Consider the following 20,655-nt stretch of genomic DNA (forward strand, 5'->3'; position numbering starts at 1 on the left):
TTCCCACGATGCCGACCACACTGACCAGTACCGACCTGCGCGATGTCCTCGCCGCCGGCCAGCGCACGTTCTCCTTCGAGTTCTTCCCCCCGAAGACGGACGCGGGCGAACGCGTCCTGTGGGATGCGATCCGCCGCATCGAGGCCGTCGGGCCCACGTTCGTCTCGGTCACCTACGGCGCGGGCGGCTCGTCCCGCGACCGGACCGTGGACGTCACCCGCCGCATCGCCACCGAGACGACGCTGCGGCCCGTCGCCCACCTGACCGCCGTCGGCCACACCGTGGCCGAGCTGCGGCAGATCGTCGGCCGGTACGCGGACGCCGGGATCCGCGACGTCCTCGTCCTGCGCGGCGACCCGCCGGGCGACCCGCGCGGCCCGTGGGTGCGGCACCCCGGCGGCCTGGACCACGCGGCCGACCTCGTCGAGCTGGTCCGTTCCATCGGCGACTTCAGCATCGGCGTGGCGGCCTTCCCCGAGCGCCACCCCCGCTCGCCGAGCTGGGACGACGACATCCGGCACTTCGTCGACAAGTGCCGGGCAGGTGCCGACTACGCCATCACCCAGATGTTCTTCGACGCGGACGACTACCTGCGGCTGCGGGACCGGGTGGCCGCCGCCGGGTGCGACACGCCGATCATCCCGGAGATCATGCCCGCCACCGACGTGCGGCAGATCCGGCGCTTCGCCGAGCTGAGCGACGCGACTTTCCCGCCCGAGCTGGCCGAGCGGTTGGCGGCGGCGCAGCACGACCCGGGGACCGCTCACCGGATCGGGGTCGACCACGCGACGCGCCTGGCCGACCGCCTGCTCGACGCCGGTGCCCCGGGCCTGCACTACATCACCCTCAACCGGTCCACCGCGACGCTTGAGATCCACCAGAACCTGAACACAAGGAGCGCAGATGCCGTCCCTCACCGCCGCTGATTTCAAGGTCGCGGACCTCTCCCTTGCCGCGTTCGGCCGCAAGGAGATCATCATGGCCGAGCACGAGATGCCCGGCCTGATGTCGATCCGCGCCGAGTACGCGGCGTCCCAGCCGCTGGCCGGCGCGCGGATCACCGGCTCGCTGCACATGACGATCCAGACCGCCGTCCTCATCGAGACCCTGGTCGCGCTGGGTGCCGAGGTCCGCTGGGCGTCCTGCAACATCTTCTCCACCCAGGACCACGCGGCCGCCGCCGTCGCCGTGGGCCCGAACGGCACCCCCGAGGACCCGCAGGGCACCCCCGTCTTCGCCTGGAAGGGCGAAACCATGGCCGAGTACTGGTGGTGTGCCGAGCAGGCCGTCACCTGGCCCGGCGGCGGTCTGAACATGATCCTGGACGATGGCGGTGACGTCACGCTCCTCATCCACAAGGGCGTCGAGTTCGAGAAGGCGGGCGCGGTCCCGGACCTCGCCGAGGGCGACTCCGAGGAGTACGGCCACATCCTCGACCTGCTGCGCCGCACACTCATCGACAGCCCCGGCAAGTGGACCGCCGCGGCCGCCGCCATCAAGGGCGTCACCGAGGAGACCACGACCGGCGTCCACCGGCTCTACGAGATGCAGCGGGACGGCGGCCTGCTCTTCCCGGCGATCAACGTCAACGACTCCGTCACCAAGTCGAAGTTCGACAACAAGTACGGCTGCCGCCACTCGCTCATCGACGGCCTCAACCGTGCCACCGACGTGCTGATCGGCGGCAAGGTCGCCGTCGTGCTGGGCTACGGCGATGTCGGCAAGGGCTGCGCGGAGTCGCTGCGCGGGCAGGGCGCCCGGGTCGTCGTCACCGAGATCGACCCGATCTGCGCTCTGCAGGCGGCGATGGACGGGTACCAGGTCACGACCCTGGACGAGGTCGTCTCCGAGGGCGACATCTTCGTGACGACGACGGGCAACAAGGACATCATCATGGCCGCCGACATGGCCAAGATGAAGCACCAGGCGATCGTCAGCAACATCGGCCACTTCGACAACGAGATCGACATGGCGGGCCTCGCCAAGGTCCCGGGCATCGTCAAGGACGAGGTGAAGCCGCAGGTTCACACCTGGAAGTTCCCCGACGGGCACACGATCATCGTGCTGTCCGAGGGCCGCCTGATGAACCTCGGCAACGCGACCGGCCACCCGTCCTTCGTGATGTCCAACAGCTTCGCCAACCAGACGATCGCCCAGATCGAACTCTTCACCAAGACCGCCGACTACCCCACCGGCGTCTACGTGCTCCCCAAGCACCTGGACGAGAAGGTCGCCCGCCTCCACCTCGACGCCCTGGGCGTCAAGCTCACCACGCTCCGCCCGGAGCAGGCCTCCTACATCGGCGTTCCGGTCGAGGGCCCGTACAAGGCGGACCACTACCGCTACTGACACAGGCGCCCGCGAGGGCGTGACGGTCACGGGCGCTGCGGGGTTCTCTCCCTATGAACGGAACCTCGCGGGCCCACGACCCCCGCTCCCCCTGGCGGAAGCTCCCCGACCCGGCCGCGGTCCTGGCGGGGACCCTCCTCGTCGGGGTGCAGGCGCTGCGGCTCGGGCAGTGGATCGTCGACGACGCGGCCATCACCTTCGCCTACGCGCGCAGCATCGACGAGGGGTACGGCCCCGCCCAGCAGGCCGGAGCCCCGCCAGTGGAGGGGTACTCCAACCCGGCGTGGCTGGCGCTACTGGTGGCCGGTCGGCGGCTGCGGCTGTTCGACCACGGGGCGCTGTTCGGGGTCTCGGACCTCGTGTGGTTCCCCAAGGCGCTGGCTCTGCTCTGCGTGATCGGGATGCTGGCCTCGGTGTCGATTGCGGCGCGGACGGTGCTGCCGGGGAGGGCGTGGGCGGTGACGCTGCTCGCCGGTGCGGCGATGGCCGGGAACTTCTCGCTGGTGGTCTGGCTGTTCTCCGGCCTGGAGAACCCGCTGTACGGGCTCGCGGTCACGGCCCTCGCGGCCCTGTTCACCCGGTCCGTCGCCCGCGACGAACTGCTGCGGCCCCGGGTCGCCGTCGCGGCCGGCCTCCTGGCGCTGCTCGCCGCGCTCACCCGCCCGGACGGCATCGTCTACGCCGCCGCGTACCCGCTGACGGCGCTGCTGCTCCGCCGCCGTGCGGGCTCGGTACGGGCGGTCGCTCTGTCGACCGCGACGTTCGTCGTCCCCTACGCGGCTCATCTCCTGTGGCGGCACGCCGAGTTCGGCCGCTGGGTCCCCAACACGGCGGTGGCGAAAGCCCAGCGGACGCCGGACCTGGCCGACCTCGCCCACACCACCGACCTGATCTCCTTCGCCGGCTGGGCCCTCGTCCTCGCCGCCGTGGCCTGCATCGCCGCCGCCCTCGCGTGCCCGGGTCCGGGAGCGTCCCGCCGGTCGCTGCTCGCCGTACTCGTTCCGCTGTGCCTCGCCCTGACCGCGTACGGGCTGCTACAGCGCGACTGGATGGCCCTCTACCGTTTCGCGACTCCGGTCTGGACCCTCGCGGCCTTCGCCGGCTCGCTGGCCGCGGTCACCGTCTGGGACCGCGAACGGCCGCGCGCCCGCGCGGTCCTGGCGGCGGCCCTCCTCGTCGGATCCGTCCTGTCAGTGGCGGGCCAGCGGCCCCGGGCGGCGCAGTTCCAGGCGGACCCGACGCTGTCGATGTGTTTCGTCGCCGACCGCTATGGCCGGCCGTTCAACACTTACGCCGACCAACTGGGCCTGCCCGACGCCGGCCTCCTGCTCCCCGACCTCGGCGGCACCCTCCTGACCACCCGCCTCCGCGTCACCGACCTCGCGGGCCTCACCGACCCGGCCATCGCGGACGCGTACGCGGCACACGACACGACCCGCCTGCGCACGTACGTCTTCGACCACGTGCGCCCCACCTTCATCCACGTGCACATCCCCTGGTCGACCCGCTCGGGCCTCACCCCCGAGGCCCTCACCGCCCACGGGTACGTCCCGCTCTCCACCCGAACGAACACCGGCGACTGGATCCGCAGCGCCGCCGTCCCCGACCCCGCCCGTCTGAGAGCCCTCCAGAAAACGACTCTCCCGGCCATCCCCGCATCAACCAACCGCCGCACCAATTCCCCCACAACCCCCTGCGGCCCCCGCCTCACCCCAGCCGCCCAGCCCCCGACCACCCCCGCCGTTCCGCGCTGACCCGCCCGAACCCCGAGGTTCCGACCGTCCCTCGGGGGCCTCATCTCCTGCTCACCGGAGGCCGGCGGGCGGCGTCCACATCAACGACGGTGGGCACTCATGCCGAAACCCCGGCAACGCCTTTGCGCTGCCCGAACGACACCTTCTGGAGAGATCAGTAACGCCCTGAACGGCGGCCAAGCGCCCGCCCACTGGACCGTCGCTGACACGGGTGTGCCCCCAGGGGCGTCCCGCCGCATACGGCCGTAGATACGCGAAGACCCCGTCCCCAGCGTTTCCGCTGGGGACGGGGTCCTCAGACACCTTTTACAAGGTGCCCCCGGCAGGATTCGAACCTGCGCACCCGGCTCCGGAGGCCGATGCTCTATCCCCTGAGCTACGGGGGCGTGTCGTCCGCAGAAGCGGTGACGGGTGAAACCCTACCAGCTTGTGCATGGTGCCTGGGTACAGGGTTTTGGGGTGTTGCCCGGAGGGCGGTAGCGCACGCGGTGGGTGAGTGGGGGTGGGTTGGGAAAGGTCCCTCTCACGGGGAAGAAGTGGGCAAAACGCGGACGGATCGCGATGGCCACGCCTAGTCTTCGAGATGTGCCGGGCATCTCCGGCCGGGTGCTTGTCGTCGACGACAACAAGGTCATCCGGCAGCTGATCAGGGTCAATCTCGAGCTGGAGGGCTTCGAGGTCGTGACCGCGGCTGATGGTGCCGAGTGCCTGGACATCGTGCACCGCGTGCAGCCCGATGTGATCACGCTCGATGTGGTGATGCCCCGGCTGGACGGACTGCGGACGGCGGCCCGGCTGCGGTCCGACGCGCGGACGCGTGGCATCCGGATAGCCATCGTCAGCGCGTGCACCCAGCTCGAGGTCGAGCGTGGCGTGGCCGCCGGGGTGGACGCGTTCCTGGGGAAGCCGTTCGAGCCCTCCGATCTGGTGAACATGGTGCGGTTGCTGGCCCTCGGGGGACCGGGGGCTTCCGGCGGTGAGGGCGCGCCCACCGAGGGGCAGGCCGCCGCGGCTCCCGGGAGCGGGTGAGCCAGGGCCGCCGGCCCTGAAAAGGGTGGAGCGCGCGGAAACCCGGTCGCATGGGTGCCCCCCTCCTCGCCTACCCTTTCCGTGTGACCCCCGCCGAGCTCTCCCGTGCTGTGCTGAGCACGGTTCGCCGCGCCGTCGCGGCCGATGAGCTGCGGGTGGCGGTGCCGGAGCGGATCAGTGTGCAGCGGCCGCCCCGGCCCGGGTGCGGCGACTACGCGACGAATGTCGCGCTGCAGCTCGCGGGTGCCGCCGGCCAGGCGCCGCGGGAGGTCGCGGAAGTGCTGCGCAAGCGGCTGGCGGCGGAACCCGGCATCGCGCAGGTGGTGATCGCGGGCCCCGGTTTCCTGAACATCACGCTCGACGCGGCGGCCTACGGGGATGTCGTGCGCAAGGTGCTGGAGCAGGGAAGCGCGTACGGCAGCGGCGATTCCCTCGCCTGCACGTACGTGAACCTCGTTCATGACGGTGAGCCCCGTGCCGTCCTTGTCGTCGAGGTCCTGACGCGGCTGCTGCGCGCTTGCGGCGCGGGCATCAGCCAGGCCGAGCCCCCCGAACCCCTCAGCCCCCGCCCCGCCGGCGCCACCGCCGCCGAGCTGCGCGAGCGACTCGGCGAGGACGCCGCCCGCTGGGCGCTGCTGCGCCCCCCGGCCGACGACCGCCCGTCCCTGGACGCGGCGGCGCTGCTGTCGCAGCGCGCCGGCAATCCGCTCTTCCGGGTCAGGTACGCGTACGCCAGGACCCGGGCGCTGCTGCGCAACGCCCACGATCTGGGCATCGAATCCTCCTCCGACGCTTCGGACGGTACGTTTCACCATCCCGCGGAGACGGACCTCCTCGGCCTGATCGCCGACTACCCCCGTGTCATAGAGACCGCCGCCCGGCACCGCGCCCCCGATCGGGTCGCCCGCCACCTGGAGCGGCTCGCCGACGCCTTCCTCCGCTTCCACGACGAGTGCCCGCCGCTGGCCGCGCGGTGACGAGAAACCCTCGGCCGCCCACCGGGTCCGGCTGTCGCTCGCCGAAGCGACCGGCACGGTGCTGGCAGGCGGCCTGACCCTGCTCGGCATCAGCGCGCCAGAACACCTCTGAGGAGACAGAGTCCCGTGAGTAGATCCGCCCACCCCGCCGGGCCCCGCTACGCCGACGTGATGCCCGAAGGGCATTACAGCGCGCCCCCCTCCGACCTGAACGTCCTCGATCCGCGCGTGTGGGCCTGTACGGTCACCCGCAACGCCGACGGCGCCGCCGAGGTCGGCGGCTTGGACGTGCGCGCGCTGGCCGAGGAATTCGGGACACCCGCCTACTTCCTCGACGAGGCCGACTTCCGGGCCCGCTGCCACGCCTGGCGCGACGCGTTCGGCGAGGGCGCCGACGTGTTCTACGCGGGGAAGGCGTTCCTGTCGCGGGCGGTCGTGAAGTGGCTGTTCGAGGAGGGGCTCAACCTCGACGTGTGTTCCGGCGGGGAGCTGGCGGTGGCGCTGTCGGCGGGGATGCCGGCCGACCGGATCGCGCTGCACGGCAACAACAAGTCGTTGGAGGAGATCGAGCGCGCCATCGAGGTGGGTGTGGGCCGGATCGTCCTGGACTCGTTCCAGGAGATCGTCCGGGTCGCGCACGTCGCCGAGCGGCTCGGCAAGCGCCAGCGGGTGCAGATCCGGGTGACCGTCGGCGTCGAGGCGCATACGCACGAGTTCATCGCGACGGCGCACGAGGACCAGAAGTTCGGGTTGGCGCTCGCCGGTGGCCAGGCGGCCGAGGCGGTGCGCCGTGTCCTGAAGCTCGACGCGCTGGACCTGGTGGGCATCCACTCGCACATCGGTTCGCAGATCTTCGACATGGCCGGCTTCGAGGTCGCCGCGCGCCGGGTGGTGTCGCTGCTCGCGGAGGTCCGTGACGAGCACGGCGTGGAGCTGCCCGAGATCGACCTGGGCGGCGGCCTGGGCATCGCGTACACGTCGGAGGACGACCCGGCCGAGCCGCACGACATCGCCAGGTCCCTACGGGAGATCGTCACCCGCGAGTGCGACGCGAACCGGCTGTCCGTCCCGCGGCTGTCCGTGGAGCCGGGCCGGGCGATCGTGGGACCGACGGCGTTCACGCTGTACGAGGTGGGCACCGTGAAGCCGCTGGAAGGGCTGCGGACGTACGTGAGCGTGGACGGCGGTATGTCCGACAACATCCGCACCGCGCTGTACGACGCCGAGTACAGCGTCTCCCTGGTGTCCAGGACGTCCACGGCCGAGCCGATGCTCGCGCGGGTCGTCGGCAAGCACTGCGAGTCCGGCGACATCGTCGTCAAGGACGCGTTCCTGCCCGCCGACCTCGCGCCCGGTGACCTGCTCGCCGTTCCGGCGACCGGGGCGTACTGCCGTTCCATGGCGAGCAATTACAACCATGCTCTGCGGCCGCCGGTGGTGGCCGTGAATGATGGCGGGGCGCGGGTGATCGTGCGACGTGAGACGGAGGACGATCTCCTGCGTCTCGACGTCGGCTGAAGTGAAATCTCAAAAACAGCGGGGCTGGTCTCACACACCGGACAGGAGATGGATTCTCGCGTCCGGTGCGTGAGACTGGTCCTACCCCGAGAGATGTGAGAAACGAGGTCGGATGATGCGTACGCGTCCGCTGAAGGTGGCGCTGCTGGGCTGTGGTGTGGTCGGCTCAGAGGTGACGCGCATCATGACGACGCAGGGCGCCGATCTCGCCGCGCGGATCGGAGCCCCGGTCGAGCTGGCCGGAATCGCGGTGCGGCGCCCCAACCGGGTGCGCGCCGGCGTGCCCGCCGAGCTGCTCACCACCGACGCCACCGCCCTGGTCAAACGGGGCGACATCGACGTCGTCATCGAGGTGATCGGCGGCATCGAGCCGGTCCGCACCCTCATCACCACCGCCTTCGAGCACGGCGCGTCCGTGGTCAGCGCCAACAAGGCGCTGCTCGCCGCGGACGGCGCGACGCTGCACGCGGCGGCCGCCGCGCACAAGGTCGACCTCTACTACGAGGCCGCGGTGGCCGGCGCCATCCCGCTGATCCGCCCGCTGCGCGAGTCGCTGGCCGGCGACAAGATCAACCGGGTGATGGGCATCGTCAACGGCACGACGAACTTCATCCTCGACAAGATGGACTCCAGCGGCGCCGGCTACTCCGAGGCGCTCGACGAGGCCACCGCGCTCGGCTACGCCGAGGCGGATCCGACCGCCGACGTGGAGGGCTTCGACGCCGCCGCGAAGGCCGCGATCCTGGCCGGGATCGCCTTCCACACCCGTGTGACCATGGACGACGTGTACCGCGAGGGCCTCACCGAGGTCACCGCGGCCGACATCGCGTCCGCCAAGCGGATGGGCTGCACGGTCAAGCTGCTGGCCATCTGCGAGCGCACCGCGGACGGCAGGTCCGTCACCGCCCGGGTCCACCCGGCGATGATCCCGCTCAGCCACCCGCTGGCGAGCGTCCGTGAGGCGTACAACGCGGTCTTCGTCGAGGCGGAGGCCGCGGGTCAGCTGATGTTCTACGGTCCCGGCGCGGGCGGCGCACCCACCGCCTCCGCCGTACTCGGCGACCTCGTGGCCGCCTGCCGCAACAAACTGGCAGGCACCACAGGCGCCGGCGAGTCCGCGTACACGCAACTGCCGGTGAGCCCGATGGGCGATGTGGTCACCCGCTACCACATCAGCCTTGACGTGGCGGACAAACCGGGCGTCCTCGCCCAGGTCGCCACCGTTTTCGCGGAACACGACGTGTCGATCGACACGGTCCGCCAGCAGGGCAAGGACGGCGAAGCGTCGCTCGTCGTCGTCACTCACCGTGCGCCCGACGCCGCCTTGTCGGCGACCGTCGGGGCACTGCGGAAGCTCGACACCGTACGCGGCGTCGCCAGCATCATGCGCGTGGAAGGGGAGTAACCCACTATGAACGCTGTCACCACCGAATCTCCGAGCGGCTCCACCGCGGGTCCCCGAATGTCCGGCACCCACCAGTGGCGCGGCATCATCGAGGAGTACCGCGACCGGCTGCCGGTCGCGGCGGACTCCCCGGTCGTCACGCTCCTGGAGGGTGGCACTCCGCTCGTTCCCGCGCAGCTGCTCTCCGAGCTGACCGGGTGCGACGTGTTCCTCAAGGTCGAGGGCGCCAACCCCACCGGCTCCTTCAAGGACCGCGGGATGACCATGGCCATCACCCGGGCCAAGGAGGAGGGCGCCAAGGCCGTCATCTGCGCCTCCACCGGCAACACCTCCGCCTCGGCGGCCGCCTACGCGGTGCGCGCCGGAATGGTCTGCGCCGTCCTGGTGCCGCAGGGCAAGATCGCGCTGGGCAAGATGGGCCAGGCGCTGATCCACGGCGCCAAGATCCTGCAGGTCGACGGCAACTTCGACGACTGCCTGGACCTGGCACGCGGCCTGTCGGAGAAGTACCCGGTGGCGCTGGTCAATTCGGTCAACCCGGTACGTATCGAGGGCCAGAAGACCGCCGCGTTCGAAATCGTCGACGCGCTCGGCGACGCGCCCGACCTCCATCTGCTTCCGGTGGGCAACGCGGGCAACATCACCGCCTACTGGCGCGGCTACCGCGAGTACGCGGCCGACGGGGTCTCGACCCGCAAGCCGCGCATGTGGGGCTTCCAGGCGGCCGGTTCCGCGCCGATCGTCAACGGTGCTCCGGTGCGCAGCCCGCAGACCATCGCGACCGCGATCCGGATCGGCAACCCGGCCTCCTGGCAGTTCGCCGAGGAGGCGCGGGACGAATCCGGCGGTCTGATCGAAGCGGTGACCGACCGTCAGATTCTCTCCGCTTACCGGCTGTTGGCCGCGAAGGAGGGCGTCTTCGTGGAGCCCGCCTCGGCCGCTTCCGTGGCCGGTCTGCTCAAGGCGCTCGAAGAGGGCAAGGTCGACCCGGGGCAGCGGATCGTCTGCACCGTGACCGGGAACGGCCTCAAGGACCCGGACTGGGCGGTCGCCGGAGCGCCCCAGCCGGTCACCGTGGCGGTCGACGCGGACGCCGCCGCGGAGAAGCTGGGACTGGTCTGACACGGCACCTCAGGGCAGGGGCGCACGAAGAAGCTCGCGACACGCATCGCGCGCTGTTCGTGCGCCCTATGTCGCAGCAGAACCTTCCTTCGATAGGCTGACCCCTACCGGCGCCGCAGTGCGCCGATCCGGTTCATGCCACAGGCATTACCGCTCCCGCCGCACACCGCGCCCCGCCGTACATCGCCAATGGCTCGGCATTCCGGGGCAGAACAGCACTTCTGCACAAGAACAAGCACCAGCACAAGGAGAATCGTCGAACGATGGCCGGTCCCGCGTTCCGCGCCGCCGCGGTCCGAGTGCGCGTCCCCGCGACCAGCGCCAACCTCGGCCCCGGCTTTGACGCCTTCGGCCTGGCGCTGGGCCTTTACGACGATGTCGTGGTCCGGGTCGCCGACTCGGGGCTGCACGTGGACATCGCGGGCGAGGGCGCCGAGAACCTGGCCCGCGACGAGAAGCACCTGGTGGTGCGCTCCATGCGGACCGCCTTCGACCTGCTCGGCGGGCAGCCGCGCGGCCTGGAGGTGGTCTGCGCCAACCGCATCCCGCACGGCCGCGGCCTGGGCTCCTCGTCCGCCGCGATCTGCGCCGGGATCATGGCGGCCCGCGCGGTGACGATAGGCGGTCCCGAGCGTCTCGACGACGCCGCGCTGCTGGAACTGGCCACCGAGATCGAGGGCCACCCCGACAACGTCGCCGCCTGTCTCCTCGGCGGCTTCACCCTCGCCTGGACCGAGTCCGGCGCCGCCCGCGCGATCCGGATGGATCCGGCGGCCTCCGTCGTCCCGGTGGTCTTCGTCCCGTCCAAGCCCGTACTGACCGAGGTCGCCCGCGGGCTCCTGCCGCGCACCGTCCCGCATGTGGACGCGGCGGTCAACGCGGGCCGCGCCGCGCTGCTGGTGGAGGCGCTCACCCGCCGTCCCGAGCTGCTGCTGCCCGCCACCGAGGACCGGCTGCACCAGGACTACCGCGCTCCCGCCATGCCGGAGAGCGTGGCCCTGGTGAACCGACTGCGTGCCGACGGCGTCCCTTCGGTCATCTCGGGAGCGGGACCCACGGTCCTCGCGCTCACCGAGGAAGGCGCCGCGGACAAGGTCTCCCGGCTCGCGGGCGAGGGGTGGGCGGCGAACCGTCTGGCCCTCGACGCGGCGGGGGCGTGTGTCCTGCCCCTCGCAGTGGGGCAGTGACACGATTGCCGGGTGAAGAGAGGGGGAATGTTTGTTGGATCCGGTAGTGTTAATGTCAAGCCTGCACTCGACGGACCATGCATATGAATGGTGCCGAAGTGCACGCAGAAGTGATCTGTGTCCCTTCTGGGGACCGCCACTCTTCCGGGAGCCTCCCACACCGCCTGAGCATCCCGCCTAAGCAGTGTCGAGCACGCTCCGGAGTCGGCGCGAATAATCTCCTTCACCTTTCGCGCCGGAACCATGTTTGTCTATCTGCCGCCATCAGGCGGACCATCGCCCCGGCTCTGAGCAGCGGAAACGCCCAGATCCGGACAGCACAACCGGTCGCCGAGCCAGACAGGCCGACGTCCGCTCCAGGGAAGGACCCTTCGTGAGCGACACCACCGATCTGATGGGCGTGCGTGCAGACGCCGCGCCCGCTCCGGACGCCGCTGCCGCGCCTGCCACCGGTGCTGCCCCCAAGCGCCGCCGGTCGGGGACCGGCCTCGACGGCATGGTCCTGGCAGAGCTGCAGCAGCTCGCCTCCGGTCTCGGTATCAAGGGCACCGCGCGGATGCGCAAGAGCCAGCTGATCGAGACGATCAAGGAGACCCAGGCCGGCAAGGGCGGGGCCACCAGCGCCCCCACCAAGGCCGCCGCGGTCGCCGGGACGGCCACCGCCGAGGCCGTCGCCGAGAAGCCGAAGCGCCGGGTGACCTCCCGGGCGCGCACGGTGGAGAGCTCCGAGCCCGCTGCCGCGGCTCCGGCCGCCGCCGCGCCGTCCGAGGCGAAGCAGATCGAAATCCCCGGCCAGCCCGCCGGAGAGCAGCCCAAGACCGCCAGGAGCGAGCGCGGCACCGAGCGTGCCGGCGAGCGGGCCGAGGCCGCCGCGGACACCGCCGAGGGCAAGGCCGCCACCGACGGCAAGGCCGCGGCCGGCGAGGACCGCCAGGACCGGCAGCGCGGTCAGCGCGGCGACCGGCAGAACGACCGCCGCGAGCGCCAGGAGCGGCAGCGCGAGCGCCGCAACAACCGGGGCGACGAGAGCGGCGCGGCCGCTGCCGGCGGCGCCGAGGGCGGCAACCGCCAGAACCGCGGTGGCAACCAGGGCGGCCAGAACCAGGGCGGCGGCCAGGGCCAGAGCCCGCAGGGCCAGACCCAGGGCCGTGACCAGAGCCAGGGTGGTCAGAGCCAGGGCCGTGACCAGGGCCGCGACCAGAGCCAGGGTCAGAACGCGCAGGACGACGACGAGTTCGGTGACGGCCGCGGCCGTCGTCGTGGCCGCTACCGCGACCGCCGTGGGCGGGGCAGCAACCGCCGCGACGAGCAGCAGCAGTTCGGCAACGAGCCGACCGTGAACGACGACGATGTCCTGATTCCCGTCGCGGGCATCCTGGACATCCTCGACAACTACGCGTTCATCAGGACGTCCGGCTACCTGCCGGGTCCGAACGACGTGTACGTCTCGCTCGCCCAGGTCCGCAAGAACGGCCTGCGCAAGGGTGACCACGTCACCGGCGCCGTCCGCCAGCCCAAGGACGGCGAGCGCCGCGAGAAGTTCAACGCGCTGGTCCGGCTGGACTCGGCGAACGGCATGGCGGCGGACTCCGGCCGCGGCCGGCCCGAGTTCCAGAAGCTGACCCCGCTGTACCCGCAGGACCGGCTGCGCCTGGAGACCGACCCGGGTGTGCTGACGACCCGGATCATCGACCTGGTCGCGCCGATCGGCAAGGGCCAGCGCGGTCTGATCGTGGCCCCGCCGAAGACCGGTAAGACCATGATCATGCAGGCGATCGCCAACGCGATCACCGTCAACAACCCCGAGTGCCACCTGATGGTCGTCCTGGTCGACGAGCGTCCGGAAGAGGTCACGGACATGCAGCGGTCGGTGAAGGGCGAGGTCATCTCCTCGACCTTCGACCGCCCGGCCGAGGACCACACCACCGTCGCCGAGCTGGCCATCGAGCGCGCGAAGCGTCTCGTCGAGCTGGGTCACGACGTGGTCGTCCTGCTGGACTCGATCACCCGTCTGGGCCGCGCGTACAACCTCGCGGCGCCGGCCTCCGGCCGCATCCTGTCCGGTGGTGTCGACTCGACCGCGCTCTACCCGCCGAAGCGCTTCTTCGGTGCGGCGCGCAACATCGAGGACGGCGGCTCGCTGACCATCCTGGCCACCGCGCTGGTCGAGACCGGCTCGCGCATGGACGAGGTGATCTTCGAGGAGTTCAAGGGCACCGGCAACATGGAGCTCAAGCTCGACCGCAAGCTCGCCGACAAGCGCATCTTCCCCGCGGTGGACGTCGACCCGTCCGGTACCCGTAAGGAAGAGATCCTGCTCGACCGCGATGAGCTCGCGATCGTCTGGAAGCTCCGCCGGGTGCTGCACGCGCTCGACTCCCAGCAGGCGATCGAGCTGCTGCTGGACAAGATGAAGCAGACGAAGTCGAACGCCGAGTTCCTGATGCAGATCGCCAAGACGACCCCGGGCAACAACAACGACTGACGGGTTCGCCCCTTTTGCGACGTATTTCACAGCACATACGGCGCATCAGGTCTGTAGCAAGGGTTCAGAAGGCACGAGAACGGGCTCTCAGGCTCCCCTCACGGGGCACCTGAGAGCCCGTTCTTATGTTCGGCGTGCACACTCGGCAGGAACCACGTCGGGCGATCCACCGTCTGACAGGTCAGTACAAGCCACGCCTGAGCGACACCGCTGGGGGTAGCCGCACACCGACGACGGACGAGGGACTGAGGGGCCATGGCGGACGACACGAGCGATACGCGGGGCACGAACGGCACGTCCGGTTCCGCGCGCGCACCCGGCCGTCGAAGGCTCCCGGCCCGGCGCCGCCGCCTGGCGCGAATAGCCGCCTGGAGCGTCGCGGGAATCGTCCTGGTGGGCGGCACCGGCGCCGGCTACCTGTACTTCAAGCTCAACGGCAACATCCACGGCGTCGACATCAACCAGGCGCTCAAGGACGACGACCGGCCCGCGCAGGTCGACAACGGCTCCGAGGACATACTCGTGCTCGGCTCCGACTCCCGCGCCGGAGCGAACGACAAGTACGGCACGGACGAGGGCAGCGCCCGCTCCGACACCGCGATGATCGTCCACCTCTACGAGGGCCACAAGACGGCCAGCGTGGTCAGCATCCCGCGCGACACCCTGATCACCCGCCCCGAGTGCTCCAAGACCGGCGGCGGCACCTCGCCCGAGGCCCACAAGGTGATGTTCAACGAGTCGTACGAGCTCGGCGGCCCGGCGTGCGCGGTCAAGACCGTCGAGTCCCTGACCGGCATCCGCATGGACCACTACATCGAGGTCGACTTCACCGGCTTCAAGGGCCTGATCGACGCCCTGGGCGGGGTTCCCGTCACCACCACCAAGGCGATCCACGACAAGTCCAGCCACCTGGACCTGGCGGCCGGCGCCCACACGCTCAACGGCGAGCAGTCGCTCGGCCTGGTCCGCACCCGGCACGGCGTGGCCGACGGAAGCGACCTGGGCCGCATACAGCTGCAGCAGGCGTTCATGAAGGCGCTCATGGACCGGATGAACGGCCTGGGCGTGCTGTCGAACCCCACGCAGCTCGTCAAGGTCGCCGACAGGGCCACCAAGGCCATCACCACCGACTCCGAGCTGGCCTCCCTCAGCGGGCTCAAGGGCCTGGCGTCGAGCCTCTCCAGCCTGAAGTCCGAGAACATCAACATGGTGACGCTGCCGGTCCAGTACGCGAAGAGCGACGCGAACCGCGTCGAGCCCCTGGACGCGCAGGCTGCGCTGGTCTGGCAGGCGCTCAAGGCGGACCAGCAGATACCGGCGGCCGCCCTCAAGGGCTCCGCCGCCGCCGAGACCGATGCGAAGGGCGTCGTCGGAAGCGGCTCCTGAAACGTTCCCGCACCCCTCGGGCGGGCTCCCGCGCAGCTCACGCACGGGTTCCGGGACTTTTTCCGGCCTCCCGGAGGCGCCGGGAATGAAATCCGGCCGCCTCTCGTTTTGGGAGATGCGGCCAGTCCTGGCAGACTGGACTGCTGGCCCCGGTTCACGTGACGCAAACCCGCTCCACGACCCGGCGCCCTCCCGAACCTAGGAGCATCCCTTGAAGCGCGAAATCCACCCCGAGTACGTCGAGACCCAGGTCACCTGCACCTGTGGCGCGTCGTTCACGACCCGCAGCACCGAGAAGAGCGGCGTGATTCGCGCCGACGTCTGCTCCGCGTGCCACCCGTTCTACACGGGCAAGCAGAAGATCCTCGACACCGGTGGCCGCGTGGCCCGCTTCGAGGCCCGCTTCGGCAAGAAGGCCGCCGGGTCCGCCCAGAAGTAGCGACCCGAAAGCGCCGGTTCTCGGTCCCCCGACACGTCGGAGGACCGGACCGGCGCTTTGTCGTCCGGTACCGATAGCAGTCCAGGGTTGTTCAGGAGAGGCACAGCAGATGTTCGAGGCAGTCGAGGAACTGATCGGCGAGCACGCCGACCTCGAGAAGCGGCTCGCCGATCCCGCGGTGCACGCGGATCAGGCCAATGCCCGCAAGCTCAACAAGCGCTACGCCGAGCTGACGCCCATCATCGGCACCTACCGCTCCTGGAAGCTGACCGGCGAGGACATCGAGACCGCCCGTGAGTACGCCCAGGACGACCCGGACTTCGCGGCCGAGCTCAAGGTGCTGGACAAGCAGCGCGTCGAGCTGACCGAGAAGCTGCGGCTGCTGCTCGTACCGCGCGACCCGCACGACGAGAAGGACGTCATCCTCGAGGTCAAGGCCGGGGAGGGCGGCGAGGAGTCCGCGCTGTTCGCCGGCGACCTGCTGCGGATGTACTTGCGGTACGCCGAGCGCGTCGGCTGGAAGACCGAGATCATCGAGGCGAACGAGTCCGATCTCGGCGGCTACAAGGACGTCCAGGTCGCCGTGAAGACCAAGGGCGGCAACGGGGCCACCGAGCCCGGCCAGGGCGTCTGGGCGCGGCTCAAGTACGAGGGCGGGGTGCACCGCGTGCAGCGGGTGCCCGCCACCGAGTCGCAGGGCCGGATCCACACCTCCGCGGCCGGCGTGCTCGTCACGCCCGAGGCCGAGGAGGTCGAGGTCGAGATCGGCCCGAACGACCTGCGCATCGACGTGTACCGCTCGTCGGGCCCCGGCGGCCAGTCCGTCAACACCACCGACTCCGCGGTGCGCATCACGCACCTGCCGTCCGGTCTGGTCGTCTCCTGCCAGAACGAGAAGAGCCAGCTCCAGAACAAGGAGTCGGCCATGCGTATCCTGCGTTCCAGGCTGCTCGCCGCCGCGCAGGAGGAAGCCGATCAGGAGGCCTCCGACGCGCGCCGCAGCCAGGTCCGCACGGTGGACCGCTCCGAGCGGATCCGGACGTACAACTACCCCGAGAACCGCATCTCGGACCACCGTGTCGGCTTCAAGGCGTACAACTTGGACCAGGTCCTCGACGGGGACCTCGACGCGATGATCCAGGCGTGTGTCGATGCCGACTCCGCCGCCAAGCTGGCCGCGGCCGGCGACGCCGGCTGACACCGGCCGCGACACCGGCGGAAGCGCCGGCCGACCGGCCACAGCGAGCTAACAGGAGGGCAATCAGTGAACGTGCTGCTCGCCGAGGTGGCGCAGGCCGCCCAGCGGCTGGCCGACGCCGGCGTGCCGTCCCCGCGCTTCGACGCGGAGGAACTGGCCGCGTACGTGCACGGCGTCAAGCGCGGCGAGCTGCACTCGGTCGCCGACTCCGAGTTCGACGCCCGCTACTGGGAGGCGGTCGCCCGCCGCGAGGCCCGCGAACCGCTCCAGCACATCACCGGGCGCGCCTTCTTCCGGTACCTGGAGCTGCAGGTCGGCCCCGGCGTCTTCGTCCCGCGCCCCGAGACGGAGTCGGTCGTCGGCTGGGCGATAGACGCCGTACGGGCCATGGACGTGGCCGAGCCGTTGATCGTCGACCTGTGCACCGGTTCCGGCGCGATCGCGCTGGCGCTGGCCCAGGAGGTGCCGCGCTCGCGCGTGCACGCCGTGGAGCTGTCGGAGAAGGCCCTGGAATGGGCCCGCAAGAACATCGAGGGAAGCAAGGTCCAGCTGGAGCACGGCGACGCGCTCGCCGCGTTCCCCGAGCTCAACGGCCAGGTGGACCTCGTCATCAGCAATCCGCCGTACATCCCGCTCACCGAGTGGGAGTACGTGCAGCCCGAAGCGCGTGACCACGACCCCGAACTGGCCCTCTTCTCCGGTGAGGACGGCCTCGACACCATCCGCGGTATCGAGCGCACGGCGCACCGGGCTGCTGCGGCCGGGCGGCGTCGTCGTGATCGAGCACGCGGACTCGCAGGGGGGCCAGGTTCCGTGGATCTTCAAGGAGGACGCCGGCTGGGCCGACGCCGCCGACCACCCCGACCTGAACAACCGGCCCCGCTTCACGACTGCCCGCAAGGCGACGCCATGATGTCGGTGGCCGGCGCCGGACCGGGGGTACGGGGGTCGTCCCCCGGGAGAAGGCAGCACGACTGCCCGCAAGGCGACGCCATGATGGCGCGGGTCAACTGCACGCACGGCGCCGCAGCGGCGCACAGCCTGGAGGTCAGCTAATGGCACGGCGATACGACTGCTCGGACGCGACCGACCGCGCCGCCGGACTGCGCGAAGCGACGTCCGCCATCAAGCGTGGCGAGCTCGTCGTGCTGCCCACCGACACCCTGTACGGCATCGGCGCGGACGCGTTCGACGCGCAGGCCGTCGGTGATCTGCTGGAGGCCAAGGGGCGGGGCCGCAACATGCCCTCCCCGGTGCTGGTCGGCTCCCCGAACACGCTGCACGGCCTGGTCACGGACTTCTCCGAGCAGGCGTGGGAGCTCGTCGACGCCTTCTGGCCCGGCGCGCTCACCCTCGTGGCCAAGCACCAGCCGTCCCTGAACTGGGACCTGGGCGACACCCGCGGCACCGTCGCGGTCCGTATGCCGCTGCACCCCGTCGCGATCGAACTGCTGACCGCCACCGGGCCGCTCGCCGTGTCCAGCGCCAACCTGACCGGCCACCCTTCCCCCGAGGACTGCGACGCCGCCCAGGAGATGCTGGGCGACTCCGTCGCGGTGTACCTGGACGCCGGGCCGACGCCCGCCACCGTCCCGTCGTCCATCGTCGACGTGACCGGCAAAATCCCGGTGCTGCTCCGGGCCGGCGCGATCAGCGCCGACCAGCTGCGAGAGGTCGTACCCGACCTGGAGGAGCGCAATTGACCGCGCCCGAAAGGCGTGGCATACCGGGGCTCCCTGGTCAAAGGGACGACCGCTTCCGCATCCTCCACGTCTGCACCGGCAATGTCTGCCGCTCGCCGATCGCCGAGCGGCTGACCCGCCATGAGCTGACGCTGCGCCTCGGCGACGGTGCCGACGGCATCCTCGTCGAGTCCGCCGGCACGTGGGGGCACGAAGGCGCGCCCATGGAGGCGCACGCCGCCGCCGTCCTCACCGAGTACGGCGCCGACGCGTCCGGATTCATCGGCCGTGAGCTGCTGGACGACCACGTCATCGACGCCGACCTGGTGCTCACGGCGACCCGCGACCACCGCGCGCAGGTCATCTCGATGGGGCACGCGGCGGGGCTGCGCACCTTCACGCTGAAGGAGTTCACCCGGCTGGTGCGGGCCATAGACCCCGCGACCCTCCCCGACGGCACCGTGTCGGACCGCGCCCGCGCGCTGGTCCGTGCCGCCGCCGCGCTGCGCGGCTGGCTGCTGGCCCCGAGCGCCGAGGCCGACGAGGTCTACGACCCCTACGGCGCCCCGATCGGGTTCTTCCGCAACATCGGCGAGGAGATCCACAGCTCCCTCGACCCGGTCGTCACCGCGTTGACCGGAATCCGTACCCCGACCCCCCGGTAGGACCCGGACGCCCCGGGGAGGGCCCGGCTCCGCGCCAGGGCCCCGCGCGGCCGGATCCGTCGCATGATCCCGCGCTCGCCGGGCGCCGCGGTGGCGGCGCCCCTACAGTGGGGTGCAGTTACCCGATCCTCCTGCGGGAGTTCTGCCATGTCTGCCATGCCGGTCGCCGAAAGCCCCGTACAGACCCCGCCGCGGCCCGCCGCCAGGACGTGGCAGCCCGACTTCGCCGCGCTGCGGCGGCAGGACCCCGAGCTGGCGGGCGCGCTGCTGGCCGAGCTGGAACGGCAGAGCACGACGCTGCAGTTGATCGCGGGGGAGAACTTCGCCTCGTCCGCCGTGCTGGCCGCGCTCGGCTCGCCGCTCGCCAACAAGTACGCCGAGGGCTACCCCTCCCGCCGCCACCACTCCGGGTGCGAGCTGGTCGACGTGGCGGAACGGCTGGCGGTGGAGCGCGCCATGGCCCTGTTCGGCGCCGCGCACGCCAACGTGCAGCCGTACTCCGGCTCCTCGGCGGTCCTGGCCGCGTACGCGGCGCTGCTGGTCCCGGGCGACAAGGTGCTCGCGATGGCGCTGCCGCACGGCGGCCACCTCACGCACGGCTCGCAGGCGAACTTCTCCGGCCGCTGGTTCCGCTTCGTCGGCTACGGGGTGACGCCGCCCGGATCCCCGGATGGCGGCGGCCTGATCGACTACGACCAGGTCCGGGCGCTGGCCCGGGAGCACCGCCCCAAGGCGATCGTGTGCGGTGCCATCGCGTACCCCCGGCACATCGACTACCGGCTGTTCCGGGAGATCGCCGACGACGTCGACGCGTACCTGATCGTGGACGCCGCGCACACCCTGGGCCTGGTGGCGGGCGGTGCCGCGCCCAGCCCGGTGCCGTACGCCGACGTGGTGTGCGCCACCACCCACAAGGTGCTGCGCGGACCGCGCGGCGGCCTGGTCCTGTGCGGCGCCGACCTGGCCCAGCGCATCGACCGGGCGGTCTTCCCGTTCTCGCAGGGCGGCCCGCACCTGCACTCCATCGCCGCGAAGGCGGTGGCCTTCGCGGAGGCCGCGACCCCGGCGTTCGCCGCGTACGCCCACCAGGTCGTCGCCAACGCGCGGCTGCTGGCCGACGCGCTCGCCGCCGAGGGCATGACGGTCACCACCGGCGGCACCGACACCCATATGGTCACCGCTGACGTCACCCCACTGGGCGTCACCGGGGTACAGGCCAGGGGACGTTGTGCCGCCGCGGGGATCGTTCTCGACAAGTACGCGCTGCCGTACGATCCGCGGCCGTCCGACATCGGGTCCGGCATCAGGATCGGGACCGCCGCGGTGACCACCCAGGGCATGACGGAATCGGAGATGCCGCAGGTCGCGTCCTTGATCGCGCGGGCGCTGCGGGAGGAATCCGGGCTGGCCGCCGAGATCGTCCGACTCGTCGAAGGCTTCCCGCCGTACCCTGCGTGAG

Annotated in this window: 15 protein-coding genes, 1 tRNA gene and 2 pseudogenes; 17 read left to right on the forward strand and 1 reads right to left on the reverse strand. The window is 71.0% G+C overall.

Annotated features, from left to right (window positions below; translation table 11 throughout):
* Nucleotides 1–8: 8 nt before the first annotated feature.
* Genes metF through M2266_RS24475 form a run of 3 tightly spaced genes read left to right on the forward strand, consistent with a single transcriptional unit; the run spans nt 9 to nt 4,103 of the window.
* A complete protein-coding gene (metF, locus tag M2266_RS24465; protein ID WP_277440122.1) occupies nt 9–926 on the forward strand; it encodes a methylenetetrahydrofolate reductase [NAD(P)H] in 918 nt (305 codons plus the stop codon).
* A complete protein-coding gene (gene ahcY, locus M2266_RS24470; RefSeq protein ID WP_277440123.1) occupies nt 904–2,349 on the forward strand; it encodes an adenosylhomocysteinase in 1,446 nt (481 codons plus the stop codon). The genes metF and ahcY overlap by 23 nt, the downstream gene beginning before the upstream one ends.
* 53 nt (nt 2,350–2,402) lie before the next feature.
* Complete coding sequence (locus M2266_RS24475) at nt 2,403–4,103, forward strand: hypothetical protein (RefSeq protein ID WP_277440124.1); 1,701 nt, start codon at nt 2,403–2,405, stop codon at nt 4,101–4,103.
* Nucleotides 4,104–4,417: 314 nt separating this feature from the next.
* Here the strand turns inward: M2266_RS24475 and M2266_RS24480 are convergent.
* A tRNA-Arg gene (locus M2266_RS24480) sits at nt 4,418–4,489 on the reverse strand.
* Between the two features lie 199 nt (nt 4,490–4,688).
* Here M2266_RS24480 and M2266_RS24485 point away from each other — a divergent pair.
* The 14 genes and pseudogenes from M2266_RS24485 to glyA all read left to right on the forward strand — a co-directional run bounded on the left by M2266_RS24485 (nt 4,689) and on the right by glyA (nt 20,654).
* Nucleotides 4,689–5,132 carry a response regulator gene (locus tag M2266_RS24485; protein WP_277440125.1) on the forward strand — a complete coding sequence of 148 codons (444 nt, stop codon included), beginning with the start codon at nt 4,689–4,691 and terminating at the stop codon, nt 5,130–5,132.
* 83 nt (nt 5,133–5,215) lie between these two features.
* Nucleotides 5,216–6,221 (forward strand): annotated as a pseudogene (gene nrtL, locus M2266_RS24490) (ArgS-related anticodon-binding protein NrtL).
* A gap of 14 nt (nt 6,222–6,235) precedes the next feature.
* Nucleotides 6,236–7,627: a diaminopimelate decarboxylase gene (lysA, locus tag M2266_RS24495; protein ID WP_277440126.1), complete on the forward strand. Its 1,392-nt coding sequence runs from the start codon at nt 6,236–6,238 to the stop codon at nt 7,625–7,627.
* A 112-nt stretch (nt 7,628–7,739) separates the two neighbouring features.
* On the forward strand, nt 7,740–9,032 hold the full coding sequence (locus M2266_RS24500) for a homoserine dehydrogenase (protein ID WP_277440127.1): 1,293 nt from the start codon (nt 7,740–7,742) through the stop codon (nt 9,030–9,032).
* A 57-nt stretch (nt 9,033–9,089) separates the two neighbouring features.
* Nucleotides 9,090–10,154, forward strand: a complete 1,065-nt coding sequence (thrC, locus tag M2266_RS24505) for a threonine synthase (protein WP_277441335.1) — start codon at nt 9,090–9,092, stop codon at nt 10,152–10,154.
* Between the two features lie 263 nt (nt 10,155–10,417).
* Nucleotides 10,418–11,341 (forward strand): homoserine kinase, encoded by a 924-nt coding sequence (gene thrB / locus M2266_RS24510; protein ID WP_138355997.1) that lies wholly within the window; start codon nt 10,418–10,420, stop codon nt 11,339–11,341.
* A 373-nt stretch (nt 11,342–11,714) separates the two neighbouring features.
* On the forward strand, nt 11,715–13,826 hold the full coding sequence (gene rho, locus M2266_RS24515) for a transcription termination factor Rho (RefSeq protein WP_277440128.1): 2,112 nt from the start codon (nt 11,715–11,717) through the stop codon (nt 13,824–13,826).
* Nucleotides 13,827–14,081: 255 nt separating this feature from the next.
* The gene (locus tag M2266_RS24520; RefSeq protein ID WP_277440129.1) at nt 14,082–15,212 is read left to right on the forward strand and encodes an LCP family protein; all 1,131 of its coding nucleotides are present in this window, start codon (nt 14,082–14,084) and stop codon (nt 15,210–15,212) included.
* A gap of 211 nt (nt 15,213–15,423) precedes the next feature.
* Complete coding sequence (gene rpmE, locus M2266_RS24525; RefSeq protein WP_138355974.1) at nt 15,424–15,651, forward strand: 50S ribosomal protein L31; 228 nt, start codon at nt 15,424–15,426, stop codon at nt 15,649–15,651.
* A gap of 109 nt (nt 15,652–15,760) precedes the next feature.
* Nucleotides 15,761–16,849 (forward strand): peptide chain release factor 1, encoded by a 1,089-nt coding sequence (prfA, locus tag M2266_RS24530; protein WP_277440130.1) that lies wholly within the window; start codon nt 15,761–15,763, stop codon nt 16,847–16,849.
* Nucleotides 16,850–16,915: 66 nt separating this feature from the next.
* Nucleotides 16,916–17,762, forward strand: a pseudogene (prmC, locus tag M2266_RS24535) (peptide chain release factor N(5)-glutamine methyltransferase).
* Between the two features lie 142 nt (nt 17,763–17,904).
* Nucleotides 17,905–18,552: an L-threonylcarbamoyladenylate synthase gene (locus M2266_RS24540; protein ID WP_277440131.1), complete on the forward strand. Its 648-nt coding sequence runs from the start codon at nt 17,905–17,907 to the stop codon at nt 18,550–18,552.
* Complete coding sequence (locus tag M2266_RS24545) at nt 18,549–19,196, forward strand: protein-tyrosine-phosphatase (RefSeq protein ID WP_277440132.1); 648 nt, start codon at nt 18,549–18,551, stop codon at nt 19,194–19,196. The genes M2266_RS24540 and M2266_RS24545 overlap by 4 nt, the downstream gene beginning before the upstream one ends.
* Nucleotides 19,197–19,352: 156 nt before the next feature.
* Nucleotides 19,353–20,654 (forward strand): serine hydroxymethyltransferase, encoded by a 1,302-nt coding sequence (glyA, locus tag M2266_RS24550; protein ID WP_277441336.1) that lies wholly within the window; start codon nt 19,353–19,355, stop codon nt 20,652–20,654.
* Nucleotide 20,655 lies beyond the last annotated feature (1 nt).

The sequence above is a fragment of the Streptomyces sp. SPB162 genome, assembly GCF_029504575.1.
Classification (GTDB): domain Bacteria; phylum Actinomycetota; class Actinomycetes; order Streptomycetales; family Streptomycetaceae; genus Actinacidiphila.

Coding starts and splice junctions, on each gene's coding strand:
- M2266_RS24540 (WP_277440131.1), top strand. CDS start 17,905: ATGGCACGGCGATACGACTGCTCGGACGCGACCGACCGCGCCGCCGGA.
- M2266_RS24475 (WP_277440124.1), top strand. CDS start 2,403: ATGAACGGAACCTCGCGGGCCCACGACCCCCGCTCCCCCTGGCGGAAG.
- thrC (WP_277441335.1), top strand. CDS start 9,090: ATGTCCGGCACCCACCAGTGGCGCGGCATCATCGAGGAGTACCGCGAC.
- ahcY (WP_277440123.1), top strand. CDS start 904: ATGCCGTCCCTCACCGCCGCTGATTTCAAGGTCGCGGACCTCTCCCTT.
- prfA (WP_277440130.1), top strand. CDS start 15,761: ATGTTCGAGGCAGTCGAGGAACTGATCGGCGAGCACGCCGACCTCGAG.
- thrB (WP_138355997.1), top strand. CDS start 10,418: ATGGCCGGTCCCGCGTTCCGCGCCGCCGCGGTCCGAGTGCGCGTCCCC.
- glyA (WP_277441336.1), top strand. CDS start 19,353: ATGCCGGTCGCCGAAAGCCCCGTACAGACCCCGCCGCGGCCCGCCGCC.
- M2266_RS24520 (WP_277440129.1), top strand. CDS start 14,082: ATGGCGGACGACACGAGCGATACGCGGGGCACGAACGGCACGTCCGGT.
- M2266_RS24500 (WP_277440127.1), top strand. CDS start 7,740: ATGATGCGTACGCGTCCGCTGAAGGTGGCGCTGCTGGGCTGTGGTGTG.
- metF (WP_277440122.1), top strand. CDS start 9: ATGCCGACCACACTGACCAGTACCGACCTGCGCGATGTCCTCGCCGCC.